Here is a 25919-nt window from a genome sequence, read left to right as displayed (position 1 = left end):
CTGCGGTGGTGAGCCTTTTTCGTCCGGTGTCCGGTGTCGGGGTCGTCCTGGAACGCGCCGACGGCACCGTCGCCGTCGGTCACCGGATCACCGCCGGGGAGAGCCCGAGCTGGTCGTTCCCGGGCGGGCACCTGGAGGGCGGGGAGCCGGTCGTCGCCGCGGCGCTGCGCGAGCTCGCCGAGGAGACCGGTGTCGTCGCGGCCTCCGGCACGCTGGTCGCGGTGTGCGTGCGGCTCGACGGCCCGGGCGTCACGTTCGCGGTGCACGTGCCCGCGCCCGCCGGCGCCGTGCTGCGGGTGACCGAGCCGCACGCGACCGACTCCTGGACCTGGACCGACCCGGACGCCCTGCCCGGACCGGTGTTCGCCCACACCGCCGCAGTCCGACACGCCTGGCGCCGCCCCGGCGTCGCGCTCGACGGGTGGGACCTGCACCGCGTCGCGACCTGACGCGGCTACTCGCCGGTGGAGCCGGTGGCGAGCTCGACGACGACGTCCAGGTGGCCCAGGTGGCGGGCGTACTCCTGGACGACGTGCAGCAGGGTCCGTTCGATCGTCGCGGGCGGTGCACCGGCCCAGCGCCCGCTCGGCAACCCCGCGGCTCCGGGCCCCACCGACTCCGCGATCTCGCGGGTACGCAGGCCCTGCGCGGACAGCGCGGCGACGACGTCGTCCGCGCCGACCCCGGGCGGCAGCGCCCACCGCCCGTCGACGTGGTCGGCCCAGGGGTCCGGGAGGTCGGCGTCGACGAAGCCCCACTCCAGCCAGCGGCGCTCCATGCAGCTCAGGTGGTGCAGCAGCTCCGCGGGAGACCAGCCCGACGGCAGCCGTCCGGTCGTACGGTCGGCCACCGGCAGCGCGGCGTACCTGGCGAGGACGCGGTCGCGGTAGAAGTCGACGTAGCCGAGCAGCAGCGCGGTCGTCGACGACGCCGGGTCGGACGGCTCGGGGAGCCGGTCGCGGCGCAGGTGCAGCAGCGGGAACGGTTTGCCCTGCCCGTCGCGCCCGGAGCGACCGGTCCGGACGAAGCCGAGGTGCTCGTAGAACCCGACCGCGCCCGGGTTCTGCTCGTTCACGTCGAGCTCCACCCGCGGCATCCCGGTGGTGGCCGCGGCCAGCAGGGCCGATCCGACGCCCCCGCCGTGCGCGGACGGGTCGACGAACAGCGCCTCCACCCGGTGGCCGTCGGTGCCGACCCAGCCGACCGGGGTGCCGTCGTCGTGCTGCGCGACCAGGACCGTCAGACCCGGCAGGGCCGCCGTGCGGACCTCGGTCTCGATCGCGTCGACGTCGGCCGCGGTGAGGAAGGTGTGCGTGGCCTCGACGGCGCGGCGCCAGATGCGGACCAGCCCGGGGTGGTCGGCGGGGGTGGCCGGGCGGACGGTCGGGAAGCTGCTCACCGGGACAGGATCGCAGCGGTGTCGACCGGGTTCGCCCGGCACCGGCCGGTGTCCCGCCACGGGACGGGTGGGCCGGACCACGGTCGACACCGGGGCCGGCACCGTCGACGATCGTCCCGTGACCGTCCTGGACGTCCTCCTGCCGCAGCTCGTCGTTGTGCCCGGGGCGCTCGCCGTGCCGGCGGGCGGCGGCCGGGCCCGGGGCACCGTTCGATGAGACCGCGCGTGACGCTGCTGGTGCTCTACACCGAGCGGCTCGACGAGTGCCGCGAGTTCTACTCCGGTCTCGGCCTCGCGTTCGTGCGCGAGCAGCACGGCAGTGGTCCGGTGCACCACGCCGCCGAGCCGGCCGACGGTCTGGTCCTGGAGCTGTACCCGGGCCGTCCCGAGCGCACGACCGGCCGGCTGCGGCTCGGCCTGTCCGTACCCGCCTCCGACCGGCTGCCCGCCGGCGACCACCGGTTCACCGATCCCGACGGCCGCGTCGTCGTGGTGACGGCGACCGGGCCGGACGGGCCCCGGTCCACCGGCTGACTCCGGCCCGGCTCAGAGCGACCGGAGCGTGCCCATGGCGGCGGTCTCCAGGTCCGCGATCCGGAGCAGCAGCCGCGCGGCCTCGGTCAGGCCGGCCGGATCCCCGTCGACCCCGGCGCGCTCGACGAGGCCGGCGACGCGGGTCCAGAGCGTCGCCGACTCGGCGAACAGGTCCCGGCCCCGTTCGACCGCCGCGGCGCGTCCGCCCGGCCCGTCGCCGTCGTCGAGCAGCGGCAGGCAGGCGGTGAGGAAGTCGCGGTAGAGGGTCCGGAACAGTGCCCCGCCGGTACCGGCCCGTTCCATGAGCATCGCCATCTGCGGCAGGTCCCGGGGCGGGTCCTCGACGCGATCGAGCCAGGACGGGGCGCGCTTCGCCGTCGTCCGGATGCCGCGATGCCCGACGTTGGCGATCGGCGGGTCCAGGAACGCCTCGGCGCACTCGACGATCGCGGGCACGATCGCGGGGACGGGGTCGACCGGCTCCCGGAACGGTCCGAGGGTGAACGATCGGTGCGGCGCCGACATGGGCCCGCGCGCCGCGCGCGCCCGGGCCAGACTCTCCAGGCTCGTGCTGACCCGGCCGCCCTGCTGCGCGGTGTCGAGGAGGTACGCGGACTCCTCGTCGTAGCCGAGGAGGGCCACGACGTGACCCGCGAAGTGGACCCGGGAGCCGAAGTAGTCCAGGTCGTGGCTGTCGAGCTGCAGCCCGACGGGCACGCCGTCGTCGACGAGGGTGCGCACCTGGTCCCACCCCCGGCGGGCGGACGAGGTCTCCTGCACCCGCAGGTCGAGGCCGAGACGGCGGGCGAGGGTCCGGGTCAGCTCGAAGGGCTTGACCCGCCCGCCCAGGAACGGCACCGGCTGCCGCTTCGAGTCCCAGTACACGAACGACAGCCCGGAGCCGAGCCCGAACAGCACCGGTTCGGTGAGGTGGACGCCGGCGTGCCCGAGGAGCGCGCCGAGCGTCGTCGTCTCGCAGTGGACGCCTCCCGTGGCCGGGACGCCGGTGGATGCATCACTCATCGGGCACCTGGACCCGCTCGGCGAGCCACGACCTCTCCGCACGCAGCTGGGACAGGGAGAACGAGAAGACGTCGCGCGCCTCCGGCGGGAGGGGCTCCTGCGCCGTGCGGGCGGCGACGACCGCGTCGATGCGGGCGTCGAGGCCGACGAGCCGGGTCCGGAGCGCCTCGTCGACCTCGTGCGCGGGGAGCAGGCCCGCGTGGGCGAGGCCGGCGACGAAGGAGCGGGCGGGGATCCCGGCGTCGGCGAGCAGCTCGCGGACGCCGGCGGCCGCGGTGCGGCGCCCCCGGTCGGTGATGCGCACGACGCGGCGGGCCTTCGGGGAGGGGCGGTCGTCGTCGGCCTCGGCCAGGCCGCGGGCGGTCAGCTTGTCGAGCAGGTAGTAGATCGAGGAGAAGCCGATGTCGGTCCAGCGGCGGACGCCGCGCTGCTCGACGACCTGTTCGATGTCGTAACCGTGGCGCGGGCGCTCGGCCAGGGTCCCGAGGACGACGAGCTCGCCGAGGGTCAGCTCCACGGCTGTATTCTAGCACTGGAATAGCGCTCGAGACCTCCCCGCGCGCGACCTCCCCCGCGCGAAACACGACGACACCGGCGCGAGACGCCGACGCAACGTGCCGCTCCTAGCGTCTCCGCCTGCTGTATCCAGCCCTGGACACAGCTGGTGAGGAGGCTTGTCGATGTCGAGTGCCGTCGACGAGGCGGGGACGCCGCCGCTGCGCGAACGCGTCTACGCCGTGCTGCGGGACGACGTCGTCAACGGCGACATCGGCGCGGGCACCCGCCTCACCGAACCGAAGCTCGCCGCACGGTTCGGCATCTCCCGCACCCCGGTCCGCGAGGCCCTCGGCCGGCTCGTCGCCGACGGCCTCCTGCAGCGCGAGGAGGACTACGGCTACTCGGTCGTCGTCCCCGACCTGGCGGGGGTGCGTGACCTCTGGGAGGTCCGCATCGCGGTCGAGCTGCGCGGGATCGACCGGTGCCGGGAGAACCCGGGCACCGTGCACGACGCCGGAGCGCTCCGGGCGGAGCTGGCCCGCTGGCACCGGATGCTCGAGGAGCCACCCGAGGCGGGCCCGGGCTTCGTGCTGGAGGACGAACGGTTTCACAGCACGCTGCTCGCGGCGTCGGGCAACCCCGAGCTCGTCGCGGTGCTGGCCGACGTGCACCGCCGGATCCGGCGGGTGCGGATGAACGACTACGTGCTCCCCGGCCGCGTCGAGGCGGCCGTGTCCGAGCACGTCGCCGTCGCCGAGGCAGTCCTCACCGGACGGCTCGACACCGCGCGTCACCTGCTGCACCAGCACATGGGCGCCTCGCTGGAGATCGTCACCGAACGCGCCGGCCGCGCCCTGCTCGCCACCGGCACCCGGGACCGCCGCCGCGGCCCGGCCACCCTCGACGTGAGGACCTCATGAGACTCGCCGCGATGAAGCATCCCGCCGTCCTGATCGCGCTCGCCGCGGTCGCCGGGATCGTGTTCGGTCTGGTGGCCGGCGAGTGGGCCGGCAACCTGAAGGTCGTCGGCGACGCCTTCATCCGGCTCGTCCAGATGGCGATCGTGCCGCTGGTCATGACCTCGGTGATCGCGGCCTGCGGGTCGATGACCGGGTCCGGCACCGGCCGGCTCGCACTACGGACCTTCGCCTGGATGATCGGTCTGTCGGTCGTGGCCGCGGTGGTCGCGGCGGTGCTCGGACTGCTGTTCCGTCCGGGCGCCGGAATGGTCGCGACGGCCGCGCCGGACGCCGCGCCGCCGCCCGCGGCGGTCCCGGAGAGCTGGCAGGACACGGTCCTGGGCTTCTTCACCACCAACGTCGTCGAGTCGATGGCCGAGGCGGCGATGGTCCCGATCATCCTGTTCTCGCTGCTGTTCGGCGTCGCCCTCAACCGGCACGTCCACGCGACGGGCAACGCACTCGTCCTCGACGTCGTCGGGCAGCTGCAGCAGGTCCTGCTCACCCTCATCCGGCTGGTCATGTACGTCGCACCGATCGGGGTCTTCGCACTGCTCGCCGACCTGTCCGGCCGGATCGGCTTCGCCGTGGTCGGGTCGGCGCTGGCCTACCTCGGCACCAACCTGCTGGGCGTCGTCGTGCTCACCGTGCTGTTCGTGGCGATCGTCGCCGCACGCACCCGGCTCAACCCCGCGCGCCTGCCCCGCACGCTCGCGGAGCAGACCGCCGTCGCGGTCACGACGACGAGCTCGGCCGTCACCTACCCCACCGTCCTGCGCACCACGATCGAGAAGGTCGGCGTGAGCCCGCGGGTCGCCAACTTCACGCTGTCGGTGGGGCTGACCATGGGGTCCTACGGCGCCGTCCTCAACTACACGATCGTCGTGCTGTTCCTCGCCCAGGCCGGCGGCGTCGACCTGTCGGCCGGGCAGATCGTGTTCGGGATGGTTCTCGCGATCCTGCTCAACATGGGCACCATCACCGTGCCGGGCGGGTTCCCCGTCGTGGCCCTGTTCCTCGCCACCACCCTCGGGCTGCCGCCGGCGGCCGCCGGGCTGCTCATCGCCGTCGACTGGTTCACCGGGATCCTGCGGACGTTCCTCAACGTCAACGCCGACACCCTGGTGGCGATGCTCGTCGCACACCCCGACGGGGAGATCGACCGGGACGTCTACGACGGTGTGCGCGCCGGGGACCCGGCGGACACGGCGGTCGGGAGCGGCCCGGGAGCCTGACCGGCGGAATCACGCGTTCGCGAGCCTCGGCAGTCATGTCGGTCAGGGTCCGGACCTGCTCCGCAGTCGGATACCCCCCCGGCAGCGACCTCACCCGGGCCGGGACAACGCGGGCAGGCGTGGTCCGGTCCTTCAAGCGCAGCGCAGAAGGGTCAGGCCCGATCAAGTCCCATGACGTGAAGCGGGGCCCAGCCTGATGGCTGGGCCCCGCATTTACGGAGACAGATTCTACTGATCCAGATGTCCGGAGGCTTCTCTGATGATCACCCTCCCGCTCGTCTCGATCCTTCGCCGTCCCTCTGGCGTTCAGGCCGTCCAAGTTCGAGTGAGAAGGTAGGTATCGCTCCCGCTCGCGTCAAGCCCCTCTTCCGCAGTCCGTCTCTGCGGTGATCCCGACGCCCTGATCGCAGTCGCCGAGCGGGCGCGCTCCCCGCTGCCCCTGAGGGTTCGCCATCCACTCTCGGACGTCCTCGACCACCCGGCCGACCGGCTCCAGGGCGTCTGTACGGCGCCTCGTCGTTGTCGGGGTCGACACGACGTCGCCGCCGAGGCAAGGCCCCGGACGACGGACTCAACAAGGCGACGCCTCGGGGATGAGCAACCGCGTCGAGATGTGCCACGTCAACGACCGGGCCGCCGGGATCGTTCAGGGGGCCATCACGGAGCAGGGCCGGACAGCCTGCCCCGACGCCGCGAACGGGCGGGAGGTGTGGTGAGCGAAGCGGCGTGGCCGGCGTGGCCGGCCTGCGCCGCCGCAGGCGGCGCCTTGACGACTCGCACGTCCTGTCCGGAAGATCAGCGACCAGCTCGGTCACGCGAAGATCAGCATGACCCAGGACCGCCATCTCGGGCGGCGGCTCACCGACCGTCAGACCGCCGACCTCCTGGAGGACATGTTCACCGAGGACACGAAAACTGTCCCAAAAGCGTACTCTGATCTTGAAGGCGAGCCGGACGCATCGCTCTCACCTGCGGATTGTGTGGGCCCCCGGGGGATCGAACCCCGAACCCGCGGATTAAAAGTCCGCTGCTCTGCCGATTGAGCTAGAGGCCCCTGACCGACCCCGGACACCCCGGGCCCGGCCCGCCACCGGTTACCCCCGGCCGGTCGTGGCGAACCGGACGCCATCTTACCGTCCGCAACCGGGCATCTCGTCGTCGCGACACCATCACCGTGTCGGGTGTCGCTCACCGCGGCGCCCCCACCGAACGACCGGATCCGCTGTCGCAGAGCGGTTCCCGGGCGGGCCGGGCGGCGTCGCGGGCACGTGCGGGCCGCGGGGCCGCCTGCGGGGAGGTACGGGGACCGGGCGTGGCCGCCACACGAACCGGTGGAACCTGCCCCGATGTCCGTTCTCGCAGTGCCCACCCCAGCCCGACGAACGATCATCGTCGGCATGATCCACGTACGCTCCGTCGCCTCGATCGCCCTGCTCGGCGCCGCTGCGCTCGTCCTCACCGCCTGCGGCGGCAGCGGCGACGGCGAGCGGTCGCAGAGCGCCGCGACCCGGGTCTCCGCGACGTTCGCCCAGGGCGGCGAGGGACCCGCCCACACCTACGACGCCGCGCTGGTCCCGGCCGGCTCGACCGTCGAGGTCACCAGCGCCGAGCAGGACGGCTCGACCGTCACCACGCTGCGGGTGAGCGGTCTGGTGCCGAACCGGACCTATGGCGCGCACGCGCACACGAAGCCCTGCACCGCGGCCGCGGGCACCGACGCGGGCCCGCACTACCAGTTCTCCGAGGACCCGGTGACGCCGAGCGTCGACCCGTCCTACGCGAACCCGATGAACGAGATCTGGCTCGACGTGACCACCGACGCGAACGGCGCCGGCGAGTCGACCAGCACCGTCCCGTGGGTCTTCCCGGACGACCGGCGAGCGGAGTCCGTGGTCCTCCACGAGGAGCCGACCGCCACCCACGCCGGGCACGCGGGCACCGCGGGCGGACGCCCCGGCTGCATCACCGTCGACTTCTGACCGACGCCCAGGTCGGCGCCGCCACGCGGGCCTGGGACACTGGTGGGCGTGACCGTGTTGGACAGCGTCCGCGACGCGCGGACGGACACCCCCGCCCGCCGTGACCGCGTGCTGCCGCCGTTGCGCATCGGCCCGTTCGAGGTCGACACCCCCGTGGTGCTCGCGCCGATGGCCGGCATCACCAACCCCGGGTTCCGCCGTCTGTGCCGTGAGCAGGGCGCCGGCTACTACGTCTGCGAGATGATCACCGCTCGCGGGCTGGTCGAGAAGAACCCGCTGACGTTCCGCATGATCGCCTTCGACGCGGACGAGCACCCCCGCTCGATGCAGCTCTACGGCGTCGACCCGGTGTCGATGCAGCGGGCCGCGGAGATGATCGTCGAGCGGGACCTGGCCGACCACATCGACATGAACTTCGGCTGCCCGGTCCCCAAGGTCACCCGTCGTGGTGGCGGAGCGGCGCTGCCGTTCAAGCGGGAGCTGTTCCGCCGGATCGTGCGGGCCGCGGTCACCGGCGCCGGGGACCGCCCGGTCACCGTGAAGATGCGCATCGGTATCGACGACGAGCACCACACCCACCTCGAGGCCGCGCGGATCGCCGTCGACGAGGGCGCCGTCGCCGTCGCGCTGCACGCCCGCACCGCCGCCCAGCGCTACTCCGGCACCGCGGACTGGGACGAGATCGCCCGGCTGCGCGACGCCGTCCCGGCGCACGTCCCGGTCCTGGGCAACGGTGACATCTTCTCCGCGCAGGACGCCCTGGACATGGTCGCCCGGACCGGCTGCGACGGCGTCGTGGTCGGCCGGGGCTGCCTGGGCCGGCCGTGGCTGTTCGGGGACCTGGAGGCCGCGTTCGCCGGCCGCGAGTTGCCCGCCCCGCCGAACCTGGGCCAGGTCGCCGCGACGCTGCGCCGGCACGCCGTGCTGCTGTGCGAGCACATGGGCGACCACAAGGGCATCCGCGACGTGCGCAAGCACATCGCCTGGTACCTCAAGGGCTTCCCGGTCGGCCCGGAGCTGCGGCGCAGCCTCGGGATGGTGGAGTCGATCGATCACCTCGACGAGCTGCTGTCCGGGCTGGACCCGGACGAGCCGTTCCCGGCCGACGCCGACGGTCCGCGCGGGCGCCAGGGGTCACCCGGTCGCGTCGTGCTGCCCGAGCACTGGCTCGACGACCCGGACGACCCGTCGATCCCCTTCGGGGCGGACGTGGAGCACTCCGGAGGTTGATCACGGCGACCCCGGGGCGAACACGCGTACCCCGACCCGGGGGAACCAGGGCGCCGAACGGGTGCCGACGCGCCGTACGCCTCAAGCGTCCCGGGGGTGTCACCGATGAACAATCCCAGTGGCCGAACGGCTCGACGACGGGGAGGTGGACCATGACCGACACCGCATGGACGGTGCGCAGGCTCGTGCGGTCCGCACGCCGTCTCGACCCGTCGCCCCCCGCTCCCGGACCCGACACGCCGGGCGACGACGTCGCCCCCGCCTCCCCCGCGGCCCGCGCGGCCCTGCACACCGCGGCCGCCGAGCGGCTCGCGGAGCACCGTCGCTACGAGCAGGCCTACCTGCACCTGCGCGAGGCCGTCCGGCTCCTGCACGGCCTCAACGCCCCCAGCCCCCCCGACGAGCTCGACCGGCTCCGCCGCGAGCACGCCGAGGCCCGTGAGCAGAGCCGCCGCGACAGCCTGACGGCGTCGTACAACCGCCGCTACCTCGACGAGCGGCTGATCGACCTGCTCGCCGCGGGCACGGGCCTGCCGGTCTGCCTGGCGCTCGCCGACATCGACCACTTCAAGCTGGTCAACGACACCCACGGGCACCCGTTCGGGGACCGGGTCCTGCAGCGGATGGTGCTGGAGCTGGGCCGGGCCCTGCCGCCCGGGGCGTTCTGCGCCCGCTACGGCGGCGAGGAGTTCGCGCTGGTGCTGCCCGGGCTGACGGCCGAGGAGGGCGTCGCGGCCTGCGAGACCGCCCGGGAGAGCGTCGCCGCGCACGACTGGAGCGACCTGCACCCCGACCTGCGGATGACGATCAGCATCGGCGTGGCCCGGTCCCGTCCCGGCGACGACGACGTCGAGGCCCTCGTCACCGAGGCCGACGTGCTCCTCTACACGGCCAAGCAGGCGGGCCGGAACGCCGTCGCCCACCGCGACGCCGACGGCCGGGTGAGCCTCGCCGGCCCGGCATCCGGACGCCGGTCGATCCCCCAACCGGAGCAGGGCGCGTCGCGCCCCGCGCCACCCGCGCCGAGCCGGGCCGAATAAGATCCCCCGTGCGGTCCCTGCGACCGCATGATCCCGGAAGGGCGCGCTCCCCCGACGCCGCGCCCGTCACGCGCTTCCGCTCCGGCGGTCGCGACGAGGAGGCCCGGTGCAGGACGGCGACGACGAGGTGCGCCGGTCCCGGCGTACGCGTCGGCGCCCGGACGACGCGGGCCCGCCCGCGCCCCCCGCGCCGCAGGGCCCTCCCGGGGCGCAGGTCCCGCCGCCCGGAGCGCACCCGTCGGGCCCGCAGGTGCGCCCCGGCGTGCGGCCCTCCGGCCCGCAGCCCCGTCCCGCCACCGGGACCCACCCCTCCGGGCCACAGCCGCGGCCCGTCACCGGGACCCACCCCTCCGGCCCGCAGCCGCGGCCCGCCGACGCCCCGCCGCCGGGCCCGGTCCCCCCGACCGGTGTGCGACGCGTGCGCGGCGGACCCGTACCCCGCCGTCCCGGTGAGCCGCCGGCACCGCAACGCCCGCGCGACGGCGACCCGGGGCGGACCACCCCGGTGCCGCCCGCGGGCGGCACCGCCCGTCCGGCGACGCCCGGTGGCCGGCCCGCCCGCACCCCGGGGACGGCCCCGGCCACCGCACGCTCCTCCACCCCGTCCACCCGGATCGGCGCCGGCACCGGGGCCACCCCGGCGCCCCGGGGCGGTACCCCCGGGACCACACCGAGCACCGCTGCCCGCCCGACCGCGGACACCGGGGCGACCCCGCCCGCCGCAGCCCGTCCGGACACCCGGGCCCCCCGGAGCACCGGAGCCGGCCGGAACACGGGCGACGCCGTGAGCGCCGGGGTCCCCCGGAGCGGTGCGACCGACGGCGACACCGAGACCGGAGCGGGCGTGCCGCCGCCGCGGCCCGCCCGCCGCGGCGCCGCGGACTCGCGCGTCACCGAGGTCTTCGACGCGCTGGTGCCGCGCCGCCGTCGTCGTCGCTACCGGGACGACCCGCCCGCCGAGGACACCACCACGGCGCAGGAGCCCACGCCGGAGGCGGACGCTCCCGGGGTCGCGGAGCCGGGACCGGGCGAGACCCCGCCACCGGCCCGGCTCGACGCCCGCGCCCGCGCGCTGCGGATCGGCGCAGCGGCGGCCGCGATCCTCGTCCTGGTCACCACCGCCTACGGGTTCGCCGGGCGCAGCGAGGTGCACGACGGCGTCCGCGACGTCGCCGCCCTCGCCAGGGACAGCGACGCGATCCTCGACGCCGACGTCCAGGCCGGCGACCGCAACGTCCTGGTGCTGGGTCTGCAGGCCGACCGCGCGGGCACCGCGGAGTCCGCGCGCACCGACACGGCGGTCCTGGTCCACCGGCCCGCGGGCGGCGGACCGGCCGTCACCCTGTCGATCCCCGCGACGCTGGAGGTGTCCCGGCCGCCGTGCCGGCGCTTCGACGCCGCCACCGGCACCTACGGCGACACCGTGCCCGCTGAGTCCCGCACCGCCTTCGCCACCGCCTACGACGTCGGCGGCCCGGCCTGCAGCGTCGGCGTCGTCCAGCAGCTGACCGGCATGCCGATGAGCGGCGTCGTCGCGCTCGACCTGGCCGGGACCCCGCAGCTGGTCGACGCCGTCGGCGGGATCGAGGTCTGCACCGAGCGTCCGGTCGTGGACCCGGTGCTCGGCCCGGTCGTGGAGGGCTCCGGCACCGTGGAACTCGACGGGCCCACCGCGGTCCGGTTCGCCTCCGCCGCGGGCACCGCGGACAGCTCCCCGGCGAACCGGGTCCGGCGCCAGCAACGCGTGCTCGCCGCCGCGCTCGGCGACGCGCTCTCGACCGCGTCGCTGCTGACCCCGGGGGCCCCGGGCCGCTCCGCGGCCGGGGTGTCGTCGGCACTGTCGGCGGACGGAGTCGACGCCGGCGAGATCCTCACCCTCGCCCGCGGGCTCGCACGGTCCGGCGCCGCCGGCGACGCCGACACCCCGGTGTTCCTGTCGGTCCCGGTCACCGAGGCCCCCAACACGCGGGGCCAGCTGGAGCTGCGCCGCTCCGAGGCTCGCACCCTGTTCTCCGCGCTGCGCGAGCACGAGCCGCTGCCCGAGAGCGCGACCGCGCCGGCCTCCCGGTCCGCGGCCGCCCCCGCGCCGGGCACCGTCGTGAACCTGGTCGACGCGACCGGACGCCCCGGAGCGGCCGACCGGATCGCCGCGGACCTGCGCGAACGCGGCTACGAGATCGGCACCGTCACGCCCGGTCCGGCCGCACCCGGCGCGCAGGTCCGCTACTCCCCCGACAACACCGACGCCGCGGGCACGCTCGTGGAGGCGCTGCCCGGCGCGCGGCCGGTCCCGGACCCGACCGGGAGCCGGGTGCTGGAGCTCGTCGTCGGGGCCGGCGACGCGGCCCCGGTGCAGGCCGTCCCCTCCGACGACGCCGACTGCGGCTGACACGCCCATACCCCGAACGGGGGATGTCGTCCAGCGTTCACGGCGGGTTCACCCGCTGCAGCTGAACCTTCCCGTCCGGGGGCCTAGGCTCGGGACATGCGCGACACCTATCAGGAGCAGCTGGACGAGCTGGCCTCCGGCCTGGCAGACATGTGCGACGACGTCGCACGTGCCATGGCGCGCGCCACGACAGCGCTGCTCGAGGCCGATCTCCAGCTCGCCGAGCAGGTCATCTCCGAGGACATCAAGATCGACGACGTCCGTGCCGCCGCGGAGCACCGGGCCTTCGGCCTGCTCGCCCTGCAGGCACCGGTCGCGACCGACCTGCGGGTCGTCGTCGCCGCGATCCACGGTGCGGGCGACATCGAGCGCATGGGCGACCTCGCCCTGCACGTCGCCCAGGCCGCCCGTCGCCGGCACCCGCAGACCGTGCTGCCCGACGAGGTGAAGTCGTACTTCGCCGAGATGGGCCGGGTCGGTGTGGAGCTCGCGGAGAAGGCCGGGCGGGTCATCCGTACCCGTGACCTGGACGCGGCGAACGAGCTCGAGGCGGACGACGACGCCGTCGACGACATCCACCAGCACATGTTCACCGTGCTGATGGACCGCAACTGGACCCACGGGGTGTCCGCCGCGGTCGACGTCGCACTGCTCGCGCGCTTCTACGAGCGGTACGCCGACCACGCCGTCGCCGTCGCTCGCCGGATCGTGTACGTCGTGACCGGTCAGATGCCCGGTCCGCTCGCCGTCTGAGAGTGTTGTTGCCCCGTTCGACGTAGTCGATACACCCCGCTCGGCGAACGGCCGACCGATCGAGTTTGACGGTGCGACGCCGAGGGCACGTCTGCGTCATGGAACACGCGGGCTGCGTCGTCACAGAGGTCGTCGGGACCTCGGACGAGAGCGTCGAGGCGGCGATCCGGGACGGCATGAGCCGGGCCGGACACGCCCTCGAGTGGTTCGAGGTGACCGGGGTCCGATCAACCGTCCTCGGCTCCACCGAGCGCTTCCGGGTCGGCCTGCGCGTCGGCCTGCGGGCCCGCGCCGCCTGACCTGGCGTTCACCGAGCGTTCACCGGTCCCGGGCCGAATCGGCCACGGACTCCGATCTAAGGTCGTCGCCATGCGCAGGGAGACGCTCGACGACAACCTGACGCAGCTCCGGTCCATGCTCGACGAGATGGGTCCGCTCGTCGCCTCCGCGTTCCGCGACGCGTCCGAGGCGCTCCTGCGCCACCGCCCCCGGCTCGCCGAGCAGGTCGTCTCCCGCGACCCCGTCATCGACGGCCACCGCGACGCGATCGAGCTGCTCGCCGTCGAGACCATGAACATCCACCAGCCGATGGTCACGCCGCTGCGCTCGGTGATCACCGCCCTGCGGTGCGCCCAGCAGCTGGAGCGGATGGGCGATCTGGCCCGGCACGTCGCGGCCACCGTCGTTCGCAACGCGGACCGTGCGGTGCTCGCCGAGCAGGCCCGCCCGCTGTTCCGCGACTACGGGGCCCGGGTCGCGGCCATGGGCGACAAGGCCGTCGAGGCGCTCCGTACCCACAACGTCGTCCTCGCCGCCGAGCTGCGTGACGACGACGACGTCGTCGACGCCCTGCACCGCCAGGTCTTCGAGCTGATGTTCGGCCCGGGCTGGACCGCGGGGGTGCCCGCCGCCGTCGACGCCGCGCTGCTGGCCCGCTTCCACGAGCGCTACGCCGACCACTGCGTGCACCTGGCCGACCACGTCGTCTACGCCGTCACCGGCGGCACCGTGGACGAGCTGCCCGCGCTCTGACCCCACCCGCGACGACGACGGCCCCGGCCCGTCTGAGGGGGCCGGAGCCGTCGTCGTGCTGCGGGGACTCAGCCGAAGCGACCGGACACGTAGTCCTCGGTCGCCTTCTGCTTCGGCTGGGAGAAGATCGTCTTGGTCTCGTCGAGCTCGACCAGCTTGCCGGGCTTGCCGGTGCCCTCGATGTTGAAGAAGCCGGTGAAGTCGCTGACCCGCGCCGCCTGCTGCATGTTGTGGGTCACGATGACGATCGTGTAGTCGTTCTTCAGCTCGTTGATCAGGTCCTCGATCGCCAGCGTGGAGATCGGATCCAGCGCCGAGCAGGGCTCGTCCATCAACAGGACGTCCGGGCGCACCGCGATCGCGCGGGCGATGCAGAGCCGCTGCTGCTGACCACCGGACAGGCCCGAGCCGGGCTTGTCGAGCCGGTCCTTGACCTCGTTCCAGAGGTTCGCGCCGCGCAGCGACCGCTCGACGGTGTCGTCGAACTCGGACTTCGAGGCCTTCTTGTTGTTGAGCTTCATCCCGGCGATCACGTTGTCGTAGATCGACATCGTCGGGAACGGGTTGGGCCGCTGGAAGACCATGCCGATCTGGCGGCGGACGCCGACCGGGTCGACGTTCGCGCCGTAGAGGTCCTGGCCGTCGAGCTCGAGCCGGCCCTCGACGCGGGCGCCGGGGATGTTCTCGTGCATCCGGTTGATCGACCGCAGGAAGGTCGACTTGCCGCAGCCGGACGGGCCGATGAGGGCCGTCACGGTCTTCGGCTTGATCGTCATGTTGACGCCCTCGACGGCGAGGAACGACCCGTAGTAGATGTTCAGGTCCTTGGCTTCGACACTCTTGCCCATGTCGGGAGTCCTTATCGGGTCTTCGGGGCGAAAATACGGGAGATGACGCGGGCGAGGATGTTCAGCACCATGACGATGAGCATCAGCACCAGAGCCGCGGTCCACGCCCGGTCGATGAACGCCTCACGCGGGATGCCGGGCACCGCGTAGGAGTAGTACGAGAAGACGGGCAGCGTCGCCATGGGCCCGGAGAACGGGTTGAGGTTGATCCCGAGAGCGGCACCGACCGTGACCAGCAGCGGCGCGGTCTCGCCGATGACCCGGGCGACGGCCAGCGTGATGCCGGTCGCGATACCGCCGGCGGTGGTCGGGATGACGACCTTCAGGATGGTCCGCCACTTCGGGACCCCGAGGGCGAAGGCGGCCTCACGCAGCTCGTTCGGGACGATCTTCAGCATCTCCTCGGTGGAGCGGACCACGATCGGGATCATCAGCACGGTCAGGGCGACCGCACCGACGAACCCGAAGCGGACCCCGGGCCCGAGCAGCAGCGCGAAGAGCGCGTAGGCGAACAGGCCTGCGACGATCGAGGGGATACCGGTCATCACGTCGACGAAGAAGGTGATGGCCCGCGCCAGGCGCGAGTTGTTGCCGTACTCCACCAGGTAGATCGCGGTCAGGATGCCGATCGGGATCGACATCAGGGCGGCGAGCCCGGTGATGATGAGCGTGCCCTGGATGGCGTGCAGACCACCGCCGCCGACACCGACGATGCCGCGCATGGACTGGGTGAAGAAGGTCGCGTCGAACCGTGCCCAGCCCTCGGAGACGACGGTGTAGAGGACCGACACCAGCGGCAGCATGGCCAGCAGGAACGCCGTGGTGACCACGACGGTGACCAGACGGTCGGTGGCCCGGCGACCGCCCTCGACGACCCGGGACACGACGTAGGTCGCGACCGCGTACACGACGGCGGTCGACACCACCCAGAGTCCGACACCGGAGCCGAGGAGTGCGACGAGCCCACCCATCAGGACCGCGGAGGCCACGAGCACCGCCCACGGGGCCCAGTTCGGCAGGCTTCCCGTACGGCGCAGCACCGTGGGCGTCGCGGCGGGGGTCTCCAGACCGGTACTGGTCACGGGTACCTCGGTGTCGGTGCGGTTGCGTTCGGTTCCGGTGGACATCTCAGTTCGCTCCGGAGAAGTCGCGGCGGCGCTCGACGATGTAACGGGCGAGCATGTTCACCAGCAGCGTGATCACGAAGAGCACGAGGCCGGAGGCGATCAGGACGTTCACGTCGAGCCCGGAGGCCTCGGGGAACTGCAGGGCGATGTTCGCCGCGATCGTCGACGGGTTCTCGCTGCTGATCAGGTTCAGCGTCACCGCTCCGGAGACCGACAGGATCGTGGCGACCGCCATCGTCTCTCCGAGCGCGCGCCCCAGACCCAGCATCGCCCCGGAGATGACGCCCGAGCGGCCGAACGGCAGCACCGCGAGCCGGATCATCTCCCAGCGGGTGGCACCCAGGGCGAGCGCGGCCTCCTCGTGCAGCTTCGGCGCCTGGAGGAAGACCTCACGGGCGACGGCGGTGATGATCGGCAGGATCATCACGGCGAGGACGACACTGACGACCAGCATGGTCCGGCCGGTGACCGAGGGCGGCCCGGCGAACAACGGGATCCAGCCGAGGTAGTCGTTGAGCCAGACGCTCAGCGCGACCGACGCGGGGGCGAGGGTGAAGGCACCCCAGAACCCGTAGACGATCGACGGGACCGCCGCCAGGAGGTCGACGACGTAGCTCAGCCCCTGTGCGAGCCGGCGGGGCGCGTAGTGGCTGATGAACAACGCGACACCGACCGCGAGCGGCGTCGCGATCAGCAAGGCGATCACGGCACCGAGGACCGTGCCGAAGATGAGCGGGGCGATGTAGGCGGCGAGCCCACCGTGCACCTCCTCCGCCGGAGCGACGAGAGCGGGCGCGGCCTCGGAGACGAGGAACGCGGCGACCCCGGCGAGGACGACCAGGATCAGGATCCCCGCACCCTTCGCCGAACCGGCGAAGATGCGGTCACCGAGCTGGCCCGGAGGCTTGCCCGATACGGGTTCGGGCTTCGTTTCCGTGGTGGTCACAGTGATCCCTGGGGGTGCGATCGTGCGCTGGGCAGGGGAGGACGGCACCGGGGAACCCCGGGCTCGGTGTCCATGATGAACACGGCCCGGGGCCCCTGGCTAGATGACATCCGACTCAAGCCGACGGTCAGCCGGCGGCCTTGATCTGGTCGATCACCGGGGTGATCTGGCCACGCAGGGCCTCGGAGAGGGGCGCCGAACCCGCGTTCTGCGCCGCGGTCTGCTGACCGTCCGTGCTGACCACGTAGTTCAGGAACGCCTTGGTGGTGTCGGCCTGGGCGGCGTCGGGGTAGGTCGGGCAGGCGAGGAGGTACGACACCAGCACCACCGGGTAGGCACCGCCGGTGGCGGTCCTGTTCAGGTCGAAGGCGAACGAGGTGTCGCCCTGGCCCTCGACGCGCGTGGACTCCTCGAGGATCTTCGCGGCGGCCTCGGCGGTCGGCTCGACGTTCTGGTCGCCCAGCTTCACCTTGGCCTTGCCCAGCTCGCCGGCCTGCGACGCGTCGGCGTAGCCGATCGTGCCGTTGCCCGCGTTCACCGCGCCGACGACACCGGAGGTGCCCTGGGCGGCCTCGCCGCCCTGGATCGGCCACTCGCCGTCGCCCTCATCGGTCCACACCTGCGCCGCGGCCTTGTTGAGGAAGTCGGTGAAGTTCTCGGTGGTGCCCGACTCGTCCGAGCGGTGCACCGGGGTGACCGCCGTGGCCGGAAGCTGCACGCCCGGGTTGTCCGCGGCGACCTTGGGGTCGTTCCAGGTCGTGATCTCGCCCTTGAACAGGCCCGCGATGGTCGCCGGCGACAGGTTCAGGTCCTGCACGCCGTCGAGCTTGTAGACGATGGCGATCGGCGAGACGTAGTTCGGGATCTCGATGACCGAGCCGCCGCAGCGCTGCCGCGCCTGGTTCAGCTGGTCGTCCTTCAGGTAGGCGTCCGACCCGGCGAACTGGACCGCCCCCTGGACGAACTGCGTACGGCCACCGCCCGAGCCGACCGGCTGATAGTTGACCGTCGCGCCGGGGTTCGCGCCGGTGAAGCCGGCGATCCAGGCCTGCATGGCCGCCTGCTGGGAGCTCGCGCCCGCACCGGCGATCTGGCCGGTGACGCCCGAACCCTGGGCGTCCGAGCCGCCGCCCTCGTTCGCCGCACCGCAGCCGGCGACGAACAGCGCGCAGGACGTGGCGATACCGACGGCAGCCAGGCGCGCCCGGGGCGCGCGCCGCTTGGTCTTCACTGCAGTTTCCTCCGAGTCGGCTCCGAGCCGGTTGCGGGACGGCGGTCTGGGTGACCACTCGGCCGCAGACGCTAGGAGTCGACGTTGGACGCCACCCCCACGGAAGATGAACGTGGGATGAACAGGGTCGGCGACCGGGTGGACCTGCGTCACACGTTCGAACGAACCCGTCACCGGTCGTCGAACGGTGACCGGGTCTCACCGGGCGTAGTTGACGTCCGCGGCGTGTACGGCGAACCCGAGGCGCTCGTAGACGGCTACGGCGGGGGCGTTGTCCGCCTCGACGTAGAGCAGCACGGTGTCCAGCCCGCGGTCGTGCAGGTGGTGCAGTCCGGCGAGGGTCAGGACCGTGCCGAGCCCCCGTCCGTGGGCGGCCGGATCGACGCCGAGGACGTAGACCTCGCCCAGGGCCCGCTCGTCGCCGGTCGCCGGGTGGACCTTGGTCCAGTGGTAGCCGAGCAGGGTGCCGCCGCCGTCGACGGCGAGCAGGAACCCGGCCGGGTCGAACCAGTCCTCGGCCTCCCGCGCGGCGAGCTCGGCGCCGGTCCAGCCGCCCTGCTCGGGGTGCCAGTCGAAGGCGGCGTTGTTGACCCGGAGGAACTCGTCGTCGTCGCGGCCGGGTTCGAAGGCACGGATCGTGACGCCGTCGGGGACGGTCAGGGCGGGCAGCGGGCCCGCCGCACCGGTGCGGCGCATCTGCCAGAGCACGCGGTCCCGGCGGTAGCCGCGGCCCGCGGCGAGCCCCTTCGCGGCGTCGAGGTCGCCGTGCGCCCACACGTGCGGGTCGGCGGTGACCTTCTCGACCGCAGCGACGAGCGCGCCGCCGATTCCCCGCCGTCGTGCGCCAGGGTGCACGGCCAGCTCGGCGTAGGTGCCGTCGACCTGGGCGTAGCCGGCCACGGCTCCGTCGTCACCGGGGACGACGAGGTGCGCCACACCGTCGGCGGGGGCGTCCGGGCGCAGGTGCATCAGGAACTGCTCGGAGAGCGGTTCGGCGCCGTCGGCGCCGGTCGCCGCCCTCAGCAGGTCCTGCACCGCGGAGACGGTGGCGGCGTCGAGACGGGAGTGCTCCTGCGGGTCCACGAGCACCGACCCTAGGTCACCGCGGGACCCACGCTCCACGTCCCGGGCCGGTCGGGGGCCGGGCGCCGGGCAGGCGACGGTCCGGGACGGGCTCGGGGTCCGCGTCGTCCTGGTCGGGCGGCGCGGACAGCCCGCCGCGCGACGGGCGGACGAACTTGTAGCCGACGTTGCGCACGGTGCCGATCATCTGCTCGTGCTCGCCGCCGAGCTTGGCGCGCAGCCGCCGGACGTGGACGTCGACGGTGCGGGTGCCACCGAAGAAGTCGTAGCCCCAGACCTCCTGCAGCAGCTGCGCCCGGGTGAACACCCGTCCCGCGTGCTGCGCGAGGTACTTGAGCAGCTCGAACTCCTTGTAGGTGAGCTCCAGCAGGCGGCCCTTGAGCCGCGCCGAGTACGTCGCCTCGTCGATGACGAGCTCGCCGAGGACGAGCGCGCCACCCCCGGACGCGGACTCGGCACCGGGGCGCGACCGCAACAGCCGCAGCCGCGCGTCCACCTCGGCCGGGCCGGTGTCGGGGAGCAGGATCTCGTCGACCACCCACTCGCCGGACACGGCGACCAGGCCGCCCTCGTTCAGCACGGCGATCACCGGCGCGTCGGTCCCGGCGCTGCCCAGCAGCCGGCACAGGCTGCGCGCGGCGACCAGGTCGGAACGGGCGTCCACCAGGACGGCGTCGTGCGGACCGGCGTCGAGCAGTGCCGCCACCTCGGGCGCCGCGGTCCGCACGTTGTGCGGCAGCAGCGACAGGGCGGGCAGTACGGCTGCCGCATCCGGAGCCGTGGTCAGCAGGAGCAGTTCCATGGACTCCCCCTTCTCGCGATACGCGGACGATACCGGGACGTCACCCCACGGTCAGCCGCAGAGCGACGGGTTTCACGCCACGAACTGGATCGTTCCCGTCGGGGACGGGGTCCGCTCCGGGGCCCCGGGGCCGCCCACCGGGCCGGCGGCCGGGCTCTCTACCCTGGTCAGGACGTATCCCGATCCTGTGGAGGCCCGGTCGTGGGACGCCCCGTCCGTCGCGTGCTCGCCACCGTCCTGGCGGTGGCCGCCGTGCTCGTCGCGGGCGACCTCGCCACCGGCGCGGCGGTCGAGGCGGGCGTCTCCCGTGCGCTGCGCGACCGGCTCGACCTCCCCGAGGACCCGCGTGTGCAGGTGCACGGCTTCTCTGTCCTCGCCCAGGCCGCGACCGGCCGCTACGACCATGTCGAGATGACGCTGCAGCGGGTCCCGGTCGGGCCGCTGCGCACCCCCGAGCTCCAGGTACAGATGTACGGCCTGCGCGGGGACCTGTCCGACCTCGCCGGGCCCGGACCCGCCCGGTTCCGCGCCGCGGCGGCCGAGGGGATCGTGCAGGTCAGCCCGAACGACATCCGCCGGATGGTCGTCGACGCCGGCGGGCCGGCCGCCGGGGTGACGCGGCTGTCGGTCGAGGCCGTCGACGCCAACGCGATCGACTCGGTGATCCGGGCCGGCGGCGACCCGGCGCTGCGCGGACTCGACCCGCGCAACGCGGCACGGTTCGTCGCGGAGATGCCGGTGGACGGGGCCGACACGCAGGTGGCCGTCCTGACCGTGCTCCTCGTCGACCACGGCACGATGCGGATCGTCCCGCGGGACGTCCGGATCAACGGCTCGGACGAGCCGGTGCCGGACGCGGTCCGCACCTCGATGCTGCGCGCGCTCGCCGTGGACATCGACCCGGGTCCGCTGCCGCTGGGCGTCACCGCGACCTCGGCCGGTGTTCCGGAGTACAACGTCCTGCAGATCGCCGGGTCCGTGCGCGACCTGAGCGTGGGCGGCGGACCGGGCACGTCCCGCTCCGCGGGCTGAGAGGGGGCGTCGGTGGACGTCACGGGTGCGGTGGTGCTGGTCGTCGTCCTGCTGGTGGCGACCCTCGTCGGGCTGGTCCTGCGCAGCCGTTCGGGGCGGCTGCGGCCCTCCGGCGACGACAGCGGCGCGCCCGCCGTGGCCGGGCCGGGCTGGGAGCTGGCCGGGACCGGGCCGGACGGGCGCCGGGCGCTGCTGCTGCAGCTGTCCTCACCGGTCTGCGCGCCGTGCCGGCAGACCGCGCGCGTCCTCGGCGACCTGGCCGCGGCGGACCCGGGCGTGGCGCACGTGGAGGTCGACGTGGCCGAGCGCGTCGACGTCGCCCGGGCGCTGGGCGTGTTGCGGACCCCGACGACGGTCGTCTTCGACGCCCGCGGTGCCGAGGTCCTCCGGGTCTCCGGGGTCCCGCGCACCGACGAGCTCGTCGCCGCCCTTCCCACCGGCTGAGAACGTGTGTGATGTCCGGTGGGCGCCGACTGCTGGGCTCGGCGCGGATCGTCGGCTAGGCTCGGACCCGTGAACTGGCCGCTGACCCGACGCCGCACGGTCGATCTGTGCCGCCTCGCCGGCTGCCTGTGTCTGGACTCCTGACCCGCGTGTCCTGAGCCCCGGCGTCCCGCGACGCCGAGGTTGCCACCCCGGTTACTGGAGTCCGATGTCCGTCACGGACCGCGGATCCGCGCTCGTCGAGCCCCGGCTCGACCCGCGCGGGGTCCGCTTCTCCGCCGCGATCACCACCGTCGTCCTGGCGCTGGTGTTGCTGTCCGGCAGCGGCCTGCTCGTACTCGCGCAGGCCGTCGTCTTCGCCGTCGGCGCGTTCGCCGGCATGCGGTTCGCCCCCTACGGCGTCGTGTACCGGCACCTCCTCGCGCCCCGGCTGGGTCCGCCCGCCGAGCGCGAGGACGCCGCCCCGGTCCGCTTCTCGCAGACCGTCGGGCTGGTGTTCACCGTCGTCGCGGCGGCCGGCTACCTGTCCGGCCTGACCGTGCTCGGTGTCGTCGCCACGGCGGCGGCCCTCGCGGCGGCCTTCCTCAACGCGGCCTTCGGCTTCTGCCTCGGCTGCGAGATGTACGGGCTCCTCGCCCGCCTGCGCGGCACCGCCGCGCAGTCCTGACCGTTCCACGACACACGATTCGGGAGAGATCGACATGAGCCGCGAGGACGTCCTCGTCACCGCCGACTGGGCGGAAGAGAACCTGGAGACCGACGGGGTGGTGTTCCTCGAGGTCGACGAGGACACCACCGCCTACGACGGGGGCCACATCCCCGGTGCGGTCAAGGTCAACTGGACCGACGAGCTGCAGGACGCGGTCCGTCGCGACATCCCCACCAAGGAGCAGTTCGAGCAGCTGCTCTCCGCCAAGGGCGTCTCGAACGACGACAAGGTCGTGCTCTACGGCGGCAACAACAACTGGTTCGCCGCCTACGCGTACTGGGAGTTCAAGCTCTACGGCCACGACGACGTGGTGCTGCTCGACGGCGGCCGCAAGAAGTGGGAGCTCGACGGCCGGACCCTGACCACCGACGTCAAGGACCGCCCCGCGACCTCCTACACCGCCAAGGAGGCCGACACCTCGATCCGCGCGTTCCGCGACGAGGTCGTCGACGCGATCGACGCCAAGAACCTGGTCGACGTCCGGTCGCCCGACGAGTTCTCCGGCAAGATCCTGGCCCCGGCCCACCTCCCGCAGGAGCAGAGCCAGCGTCCGGGCCACGTGCCGAGCGCGATCAACATCCCGTGGTCGAAGGCGGCCAACGAGGACGGCACCTTCAAGTCGAACGACGAGCTCGCCTCCCTCTACAAGGAGGCCGGCTTCGACGAGGGCAAGGCGACCATCGCCTACTGCCGCATCGGCGAGCGCTCCAGCCACACCTGGGTCGTGCTGCACGAGCTCCTGGGCCACTCCGACGTCAAGAACTACGACGGCAGCTGGACCGAGTACGGCTCGCTGATCGGCGTGCCGATCGAGCTGGGAGCGAAGTGACGTGTGTGCCGCACCTGACCAGAACCTGACCCTGCCCCCGAACACGGACCTCTCCAAGGAGACCGTGCTCGCCGGCCGCGTCGTCGCCGCCGGCGATCCGGTGGCCGGTGCCTTCGTCCGGCTGCTCGACGGCACCGGGGAGTTCACCGCGGAGGTCGTGTCCTCGGCCTCGGGTGACTTCCGGTTCTTCGCCGCCCCGGGCACCTGGACCGTCCGGGCGCTGTCGCGCTCGGGTAACGGGCAGTCCGAGCTCGTCGTCGACGGGCCGGGGCTGCACCGCGCGGAGATCGCCGTCGCCTGAGCCTGCGAAGGCGCAAGACGACACCGTCGCCTGAGCCTGCGAAGGCGCGAGACGACACCGTCGCCTGAGCGCGAGGGCGCCCGCCCGTTCCACCGAACGCCGTCCCGGTCCCGCCGGGGCGGCGTTCGGCGTTCCGGTACCGCCGGCCCGCGCGTCGGAACGGCCGGGGAGGCGCGCCGGCGTGGCAGGTCAGTAGACTCGCCCGCCGTGCACTGGTTCTCCACCGGGCTGTTGATCGCCCTGTCCGCGGGAACCGCCGCCTGGGCCGGCTGGTTGCTCCGTCGCCTGTTCGTCGTCGAGCCCGTCGCCGCGCCCGGGCCGGGTCCCGATCCCGAACGGGACCCCGACGACCACCACACCGAGGAGCAGACCCCGTGACCGACCCCGAGCCCGCCGCAGCGTCCGACGAGGAGCTGCAGACCACGATCACCGGTCCGGAGAACGCGGCCCCGGACTCCCCGCAGCGCAACCGGCCGCAGTGGCCCGACCTGCCCGTCGACGACGACACCGCCAACCTGCGCCAGGGCCCCGACCTGCACGAGGCCTGCCTCGGCCTGCTACCGCTGGTCGGTACCTGGCGCGGCACCGGCGAGGTCGTCTACCCGACGATCGAGGGCCCGTTCCACTTCGGCCAGCAGATCACCTGGGCGCACGACGGCCGTCCGTTCCTGTCCTACGAGGCCCGCTCCTGGCTGCTCGACGACGACGGCGGGATCATCCGCCAGGCCGCCCGCGAGACCGGCTTCTGGCGGCCCCAGGAGGACGGCTCGATCGAGGTCCTGATCGCGCACCACACCGGGATCGTCGAGGTCTACTACGGGCCGCGGGGCGACATGCGGTCCTGGCAGATCGAGACCGACGCCATCGCCCGGACGCCCTCGGCCAAGGAGGTCACCGCGGCGAAGCGGCTTTACGGCCTGGTCAACCAGGGCGACCTCGCCTACGTCGACGAGCGCGCGATGGTCGGGCAGCCGATGCAGCCGCACATCTCGGCCGTCCTGCACCGCGTGGTCGGCTAGTTGCTCGCGGTCCGGGTCCGCCGCTGCGGCGGGCGGGCGGTGCTGCTGGAGGTCGACGACGCCGCCGCCGTGGCGGCCGTCGCCGCCGCCGTGCGGGACGCCGCGTTGCCCGAGGTGCGGGAGCTGGTCCCGGCCGCCCGGACCGTGCTCGTCGAGGTGGCGCCCGGAGCCGCCACCGAGCGGGTCGTACAGGTCGCACGGGCCGCGGACGCGGCCGCCGGCGAGGCGGGCACGGGCACCGTCCACACGCTGCCCGTGACCTACGACGGCGAGGATCTCGCGCTCGTCGCCGAGACCGCGGGCCTGTCCGTCGACGAGGTGGTCGCGCTGCACAGCGGCGCGGAGTACCGGGTGGACTTCTGTGGCTTCGCGCCGGGCTTCGGCTACCTCTCTGGGCTCCCGGAGCCGCTGCGGCAGCCACGCCTGAAGAGCTCGCGGACCGCGGTGCCCGCCGGCTCGGTCGGGATCGCCGACGTCTACAGCTGCGTCTACCCGCGACGCTCCCCCGGCGGCTGGCGGCTGATCGGCCGCACCGACACGGTCCTGTTCGACCCCGTCGCCGACCCGCCCGCGCTGTTCACCCCCGGCGACCGCGTCCGGTTCGAGCCCCGGTGAGTGCGCTGCTGGTGGTGCGGGCCGGGCCGCAGGCGCTGGTGACCGACCGCGGACGTCCGGGGCACGCACACCTGGGGGTGCCGCCGTCGGGCGCGCTGGACGGGCCGGCGTACGAGCTGGGGAACCGTCTGGTCGGCAACGACGACGGCGCCGCCGGGCTGGAGCTGCTCGGCGGCGGGCTGCGGGTGCGCGCCCTGGGGGGCCGGACCGTCGCCGTCACGGGGGCGCCCGCGCCGGTGTCCGTCGACGGCAGCCCGGCCGCGTCGCACCGGGCGCTGCACCTGCCCGACGGCGCCGAGCTGACGGTCGGGACGCCGGTCGGCGGGCTGCGGTGCTACCTCGCCGTCGCGGGCGGGCTGGAGGTGCCGCTCGCGCTGGGCAGCCGCAGCACCGACCTGCTGTCCGGGCTGGGGCCCGGCCCGGTCGCCGACGGCGACGAGCTGCCGGTCGGCCCGTGGTCCGGCGGGATCCCGGTGTCCGGGCCGGTCCCGGTGTCCCTGCCCGGTGCCGTGGTCGGGCTGCGGGTGCGCCCCGGCCCCCGCGACGGCTGGTTCGCCGACCCACGCGCCGCCCTCGCGGGTCCGCTGTGGACGGTGACGGCCGACGGGAACCGGATCGGGGTCCGTCTCGACGGGCCGTCCCCGCAGCGGCTCCCGGAGCTGCGCGACCGGGAGCTGCCGAGCGAGGGGATGGTGACCGGCGCGGTACAGGTTCCGCCGCACGGGCCGCCGGTGGTGTTCCTCGCCGACCGTCCGACGACCGGTGGCTACCCGGTGATCGCCGTCGTCGAGCGCGCCGACCTGCCGCTGCTCGCCCAGGCCCCGCCGGGGACGGGCGTGCGGTTCACCGTGCTGCGCTGAGG

Annotated in this window: 30 protein-coding genes and 1 tRNA gene; 21 read left to right on the top strand and 10 right to left on the bottom strand. The window is 73.7% G+C overall.

Features of this window, described 5'->3' with window-relative positions; translation table 11 throughout:
- The first annotated feature begins 8 nt into the window (after positions 1-8).
- On the top strand, positions 9-449 hold the full coding sequence (locus ATL51_RS18765) for an NUDIX domain-containing protein (protein ID WP_157818432.1): 441 nt from the start codon (positions 9-11) through the stop codon (positions 447-449).
- 5 nt (positions 450-454) lie between these two features.
- Here ATL51_RS18765 and ATL51_RS29520 read toward each other — a convergent pair whose 3' ends face one another.
- Positions 455-1399 (bottom strand): acetyltransferase, encoded by a 945-nt coding sequence (locus ATL51_RS29520; RefSeq protein ID WP_301549083.1) that lies wholly within the window; start codon positions 1397-1399, stop codon positions 455-457.
- A gap of 225 nt (positions 1400-1624) precedes the next feature.
- On the opposite strand from ATL51_RS29520, the gene ATL51_RS18755 reads away from it, so the two are divergent.
- The gene (locus ATL51_RS18755; protein ID WP_301549082.1) at positions 1625-1933 is read left to right on the top strand and encodes a VOC family protein; all 309 of its coding nucleotides are present in this window, start codon (positions 1625-1627) and stop codon (positions 1931-1933) included.
- A gap of 12 nt (positions 1934-1945) precedes the next feature.
- Here the strand turns inward: ATL51_RS18755 and ATL51_RS18750 are convergent, their stop codons facing one another.
- Both ATL51_RS18750 and ATL51_RS18745 read right to left on the bottom strand, forming a co-directional pair.
- Positions 1946-2956, bottom strand: coding sequence for a BtrH N-terminal domain-containing protein (locus ATL51_RS18750; protein WP_100879380.1), 1011 nt, complete (start codon positions 2954-2956; stop codon positions 1946-1948).
- Entirely contained in the window at positions 2949-3473 is a 525-nt protein-coding gene (locus ATL51_RS18745) for a PadR family transcriptional regulator (RefSeq protein ID WP_100879379.1), read from the bottom strand. Before ATL51_RS18745 ends, ATL51_RS18750 begins: the two co-directional genes overlap by 8 nt.
- Before the next feature lie 163 nt (positions 3474-3636).
- On the opposite strand from ATL51_RS18745, the gene ATL51_RS18740 reads away from it, so the two are divergent.
- Positions 3637-4374: a GntR family transcriptional regulator gene (locus ATL51_RS18740; RefSeq protein ID WP_100879378.1), complete on the top strand. Its 738-nt coding sequence runs from the start codon at positions 3637-3639 to the stop codon at positions 4372-4374.
- 11 nt (positions 4375-4385) lie between these two features.
- Positions 4386-5648, top strand: coding sequence for a dicarboxylate/amino acid:cation symporter (locus ATL51_RS18735; RefSeq protein ID WP_208623030.1), 1263 nt, complete (start codon positions 4386-4388; stop codon positions 5646-5648).
- A gap of 981 nt (positions 5649-6629) precedes the next feature.
- Here ATL51_RS18735 and ATL51_RS18730 read toward each other — a convergent pair.
- Positions 6630-6702, bottom strand: a tRNA-Lys gene (locus tag ATL51_RS18730).
- A gap of 343 nt (positions 6703-7045) precedes the next feature.
- On the opposite strand from ATL51_RS18730, the gene ATL51_RS18725 reads away from it, so the two are divergent.
- From ATL51_RS18725 to ATL51_RS18695, 7 genes are all read left to right on the top strand, one after another.
- Complete coding sequence (locus tag ATL51_RS18725; RefSeq protein WP_100879376.1) at positions 7046-7627, top strand: superoxide dismutase family protein; 582 nt, start codon at positions 7046-7048, stop codon at positions 7625-7627.
- Between the two features lie 108 nt (positions 7628-7735).
- Positions 7736-8857 carry a tRNA dihydrouridine synthase DusB gene (dusB, locus tag ATL51_RS18720; protein ID WP_100880800.1) on the top strand — a complete coding sequence of 374 codons (1122 nt, stop codon included), beginning with the start codon at positions 7736-7738 and terminating at the stop codon, positions 8855-8857.
- 152 nt (positions 8858-9009) lie between these two features.
- Positions 9010-9897 (top strand): GGDEF domain-containing protein, encoded by an 888-nt coding sequence (locus ATL51_RS18715; RefSeq protein WP_073575855.1) that lies wholly within the window; start codon positions 9010-9012, stop codon positions 9895-9897.
- A gap of 784 nt (positions 9898-10681) precedes the next feature.
- The gene (locus ATL51_RS18710; protein ID WP_157818431.1) at positions 10682-12286 is read left to right on the top strand and encodes an LCP family protein; all 1605 of its coding nucleotides are present in this window, start codon (positions 10682-10684) and stop codon (positions 12284-12286) included.
- A 96-nt stretch (positions 12287-12382) separates the two neighbouring features.
- Positions 12383-13039: a phosphate signaling complex protein PhoU gene (gene phoU / locus ATL51_RS18705; RefSeq protein ID WP_062399711.1), complete on the top strand. Its 657-nt coding sequence runs from the start codon at positions 12383-12385 to the stop codon at positions 13037-13039.
- Between the two features lie 98 nt (positions 13040-13137).
- Positions 13138-13338, top strand: coding sequence for a dodecin domain-containing protein (locus tag ATL51_RS18700; RefSeq protein ID WP_100879374.1), 201 nt, complete (start codon positions 13138-13140; stop codon positions 13336-13338).
- A 70-nt stretch (positions 13339-13408) separates the two neighbouring features.
- Positions 13409-14071 (top strand): phosphate signaling complex PhoU family protein, encoded by a 663-nt coding sequence (locus ATL51_RS18695; protein ID WP_100879373.1) that lies wholly within the window; start codon positions 13409-13411, stop codon positions 14069-14071.
- Positions 14072-14139: 68 nt separating this feature from the next.
- Here ATL51_RS18695 and pstB read toward each other — a convergent pair whose 3' ends face one another.
- From pstB to ATL51_RS18665, 6 genes are all read right to left on the bottom strand, one after another.
- The gene (gene pstB, locus ATL51_RS18690) at positions 14140-14919 is read right to left on the bottom strand and encodes a phosphate ABC transporter ATP-binding protein PstB (RefSeq protein ID WP_100879372.1); all 780 of its coding nucleotides are present in this window, start codon (positions 14917-14919) and stop codon (positions 14140-14142) included.
- Between the two features lie 11 nt (positions 14920-14930).
- Positions 14931-16046: a phosphate ABC transporter permease PstA gene (pstA, locus tag ATL51_RS18685; RefSeq protein WP_073575850.1), complete on the bottom strand. Its 1116-nt coding sequence runs from the start codon at positions 16044-16046 to the stop codon at positions 14931-14933.
- A gap of 1 nt (position 16047) precedes the next feature.
- The gene (gene pstC / locus ATL51_RS18680; RefSeq protein WP_073575849.1) at positions 16048-16992 is read right to left on the bottom strand and encodes a phosphate ABC transporter permease subunit PstC; all 945 of its coding nucleotides are present in this window, start codon (positions 16990-16992) and stop codon (positions 16048-16050) included.
- Positions 16993-17119: 127 nt separating this feature from the next.
- Positions 17120-18223, bottom strand: a complete 1104-nt coding sequence (gene pstS, locus ATL51_RS18675) for a phosphate ABC transporter substrate-binding protein PstS (RefSeq protein ID WP_100879371.1) — start codon at positions 18221-18223, stop codon at positions 17120-17122.
- A gap of 198 nt (positions 18224-18421) precedes the next feature.
- Positions 18422-19306, bottom strand: coding sequence for a mycothiol synthase (gene mshD, locus ATL51_RS18670; RefSeq protein WP_100880799.1), 885 nt, complete (start codon positions 19304-19306; stop codon positions 18422-18424).
- Positions 19307-19322: 16 nt separating this feature from the next.
- Positions 19323-20108 (bottom strand): winged helix-turn-helix transcriptional regulator, encoded by a 786-nt coding sequence (locus tag ATL51_RS18665; protein ID WP_062399702.1) that lies wholly within the window; start codon positions 20106-20108, stop codon positions 19323-19325.
- A 201-nt stretch (positions 20109-20309) separates the two neighbouring features.
- Between ATL51_RS18665 and ATL51_RS18660 the strand changes: the two genes are divergently transcribed.
- The 10 genes from ATL51_RS18660 to ATL51_RS18625 all read left to right on the top strand — a co-directional run bounded on the left by ATL51_RS18660 (position 20310) and on the right by ATL51_RS18625 (position 25917).
- Positions 20310-21140, top strand: a complete 831-nt coding sequence (locus tag ATL51_RS18660) for an LmeA family phospholipid-binding protein (protein ID WP_073575846.1) — start codon at positions 20310-20312, stop codon at positions 21138-21140.
- Between the two features lie 12 nt (positions 21141-21152).
- A complete protein-coding gene (locus tag ATL51_RS18655; protein ID WP_073575845.1) occupies positions 21153-21584 on the top strand; it encodes a thioredoxin family protein in 432 nt (143 codons plus the stop codon).
- 18 nt (positions 21585-21602) lie between these two features.
- A complete protein-coding gene (locus ATL51_RS29915; protein ID WP_392567375.1) occupies positions 21603-21728 on the top strand; it encodes a putative leader peptide in 126 nt (41 codons plus the stop codon).
- A 64-nt stretch (positions 21729-21792) separates the two neighbouring features.
- Complete coding sequence (locus ATL51_RS18650) at positions 21793-22251, top strand: DUF4395 domain-containing protein (protein WP_100879370.1); 459 nt, start codon at positions 21793-21795, stop codon at positions 22249-22251.
- Between the two features lie 34 nt (positions 22252-22285).
- Entirely contained in the window at positions 22286-23122 is an 837-nt protein-coding gene (locus ATL51_RS18645; RefSeq protein WP_100879369.1) for a sulfurtransferase, read from the top strand.
- 1 nt (position 23123) lies between these two features.
- Positions 23124-23423: a DUF1416 domain-containing protein gene (locus tag ATL51_RS18640; protein WP_073575842.1), complete on the top strand. Its 300-nt coding sequence runs from the start codon at positions 23124-23126 to the stop codon at positions 23421-23423.
- A gap of 207 nt (positions 23424-23630) precedes the next feature.
- Positions 23631-23801: a hypothetical protein gene (locus tag ATL51_RS28345; protein ID WP_157818430.1), complete on the top strand. Its 171-nt coding sequence runs from the start codon at positions 23631-23633 to the stop codon at positions 23799-23801.
- Between the two features lie 35 nt (positions 23802-23836).
- On the top strand, positions 23837-24442 hold the full coding sequence (locus ATL51_RS18635) for an FABP family protein (protein WP_062404071.1): 606 nt from the start codon (positions 23837-23839) through the stop codon (positions 24440-24442).
- The gene (locus ATL51_RS18630; protein WP_100879368.1) at positions 24443-25057 is read left to right on the top strand and encodes a 5-oxoprolinase subunit B family protein; all 615 of its coding nucleotides are present in this window, start codon (positions 24443-24445) and stop codon (positions 25055-25057) included.
- Positions 25054-25917, top strand: a complete 864-nt coding sequence (locus ATL51_RS18625) for a 5-oxoprolinase subunit C family protein (RefSeq protein ID WP_208623029.1) — start codon at positions 25054-25056, stop codon at positions 25915-25917. Before ATL51_RS18630 ends, ATL51_RS18625 begins: the two co-directional genes overlap by 4 nt.
- Positions 25918-25919 lie beyond the last annotated feature (2 nt).

The sequence above is a fragment of the Pseudonocardia alni genome (genome assembly GCF_002813375.1).
In the GTDB taxonomy this organism is placed as follows: Bacteria; Actinomycetota; Actinomycetes; order Mycobacteriales; family Pseudonocardiaceae; genus Pseudonocardia; species Pseudonocardia alni.
Note: the sequence above shows the minus strand (reverse complement) of the source record. Positions and strands in the feature narration are given on the sequence as shown.

What these genes read in the sequence shown, in the direction of transcription:
- ATL51_RS18740 (WP_100879378.1), top strand. Translation starts at nt 3,637, where the DNA reads ATGTCGAGTGCCGTCGACGAGGCGGGGACGCCGCCGCTGCGCGAACGC.
- ATL51_RS18735 (WP_208623030.1), top strand. Translation starts at nt 4,386, where the DNA reads ATGAAGCATCCCGCCGTCCTGATCGCGCTCGCCGCGGTCGCCGGGATC.
- phoU (WP_062399711.1), top strand. Translation starts at nt 12,383, where the DNA reads ATGCGCGACACCTATCAGGAGCAGCTGGACGAGCTGGCCTCCGGCCTG.
- ATL51_RS18750 (WP_100879380.1), bottom strand. Translation starts at nt 2,956, where the DNA reads ATGAGTGATGCATCCACCGGCGTCCCGGCCACGGGAGGCGTCCACTGC.
- pstB (WP_100879372.1), bottom strand. Translation starts at nt 14,919, where the DNA reads ATGGGCAAGAGTGTCGAAGCCAAGGACCTGAACATCTACTACGGGTCG.
- ATL51_RS18725 (WP_100879376.1), top strand. Translation starts at nt 7,046, where the DNA reads ATGATCCACGTACGCTCCGTCGCCTCGATCGCCCTGCTCGGCGCCGCT.
- pstA (WP_073575850.1), bottom strand. Translation starts at nt 16,046, where the DNA reads ATGTCCACCGGAACCGAACGCAACCGCACCGACACCGAGGTACCCGTG.
- ATL51_RS18665 (WP_062399702.1), bottom strand. Translation starts at nt 20,108, where the DNA reads ATGGAACTGCTCCTGCTGACCACGGCTCCGGATGCGGCAGCCGTACTG.
- ATL51_RS18645 (WP_100879369.1), top strand. Translation starts at nt 22,286, where the DNA reads ATGAGCCGCGAGGACGTCCTCGTCACCGCCGACTGGGCGGAAGAGAAC.
- ATL51_RS18700 (WP_100879374.1), top strand. Translation starts at nt 13,138, where the DNA reads ATGGAACACGCGGGCTGCGTCGTCACAGAGGTCGTCGGGACCTCGGAC.
- ATL51_RS18650 (WP_100879370.1), top strand. Translation starts at nt 21,793, where the DNA reads ATGTCCGTCACGGACCGCGGATCCGCGCTCGTCGAGCCCCGGCTCGAC.
- ATL51_RS18715 (WP_073575855.1), top strand. Translation starts at nt 9,010, where the DNA reads ATGACCGACACCGCATGGACGGTGCGCAGGCTCGTGCGGTCCGCACGC.
- ATL51_RS18695 (WP_100879373.1), top strand. Translation starts at nt 13,409, where the DNA reads ATGCGCAGGGAGACGCTCGACGACAACCTGACGCAGCTCCGGTCCATG.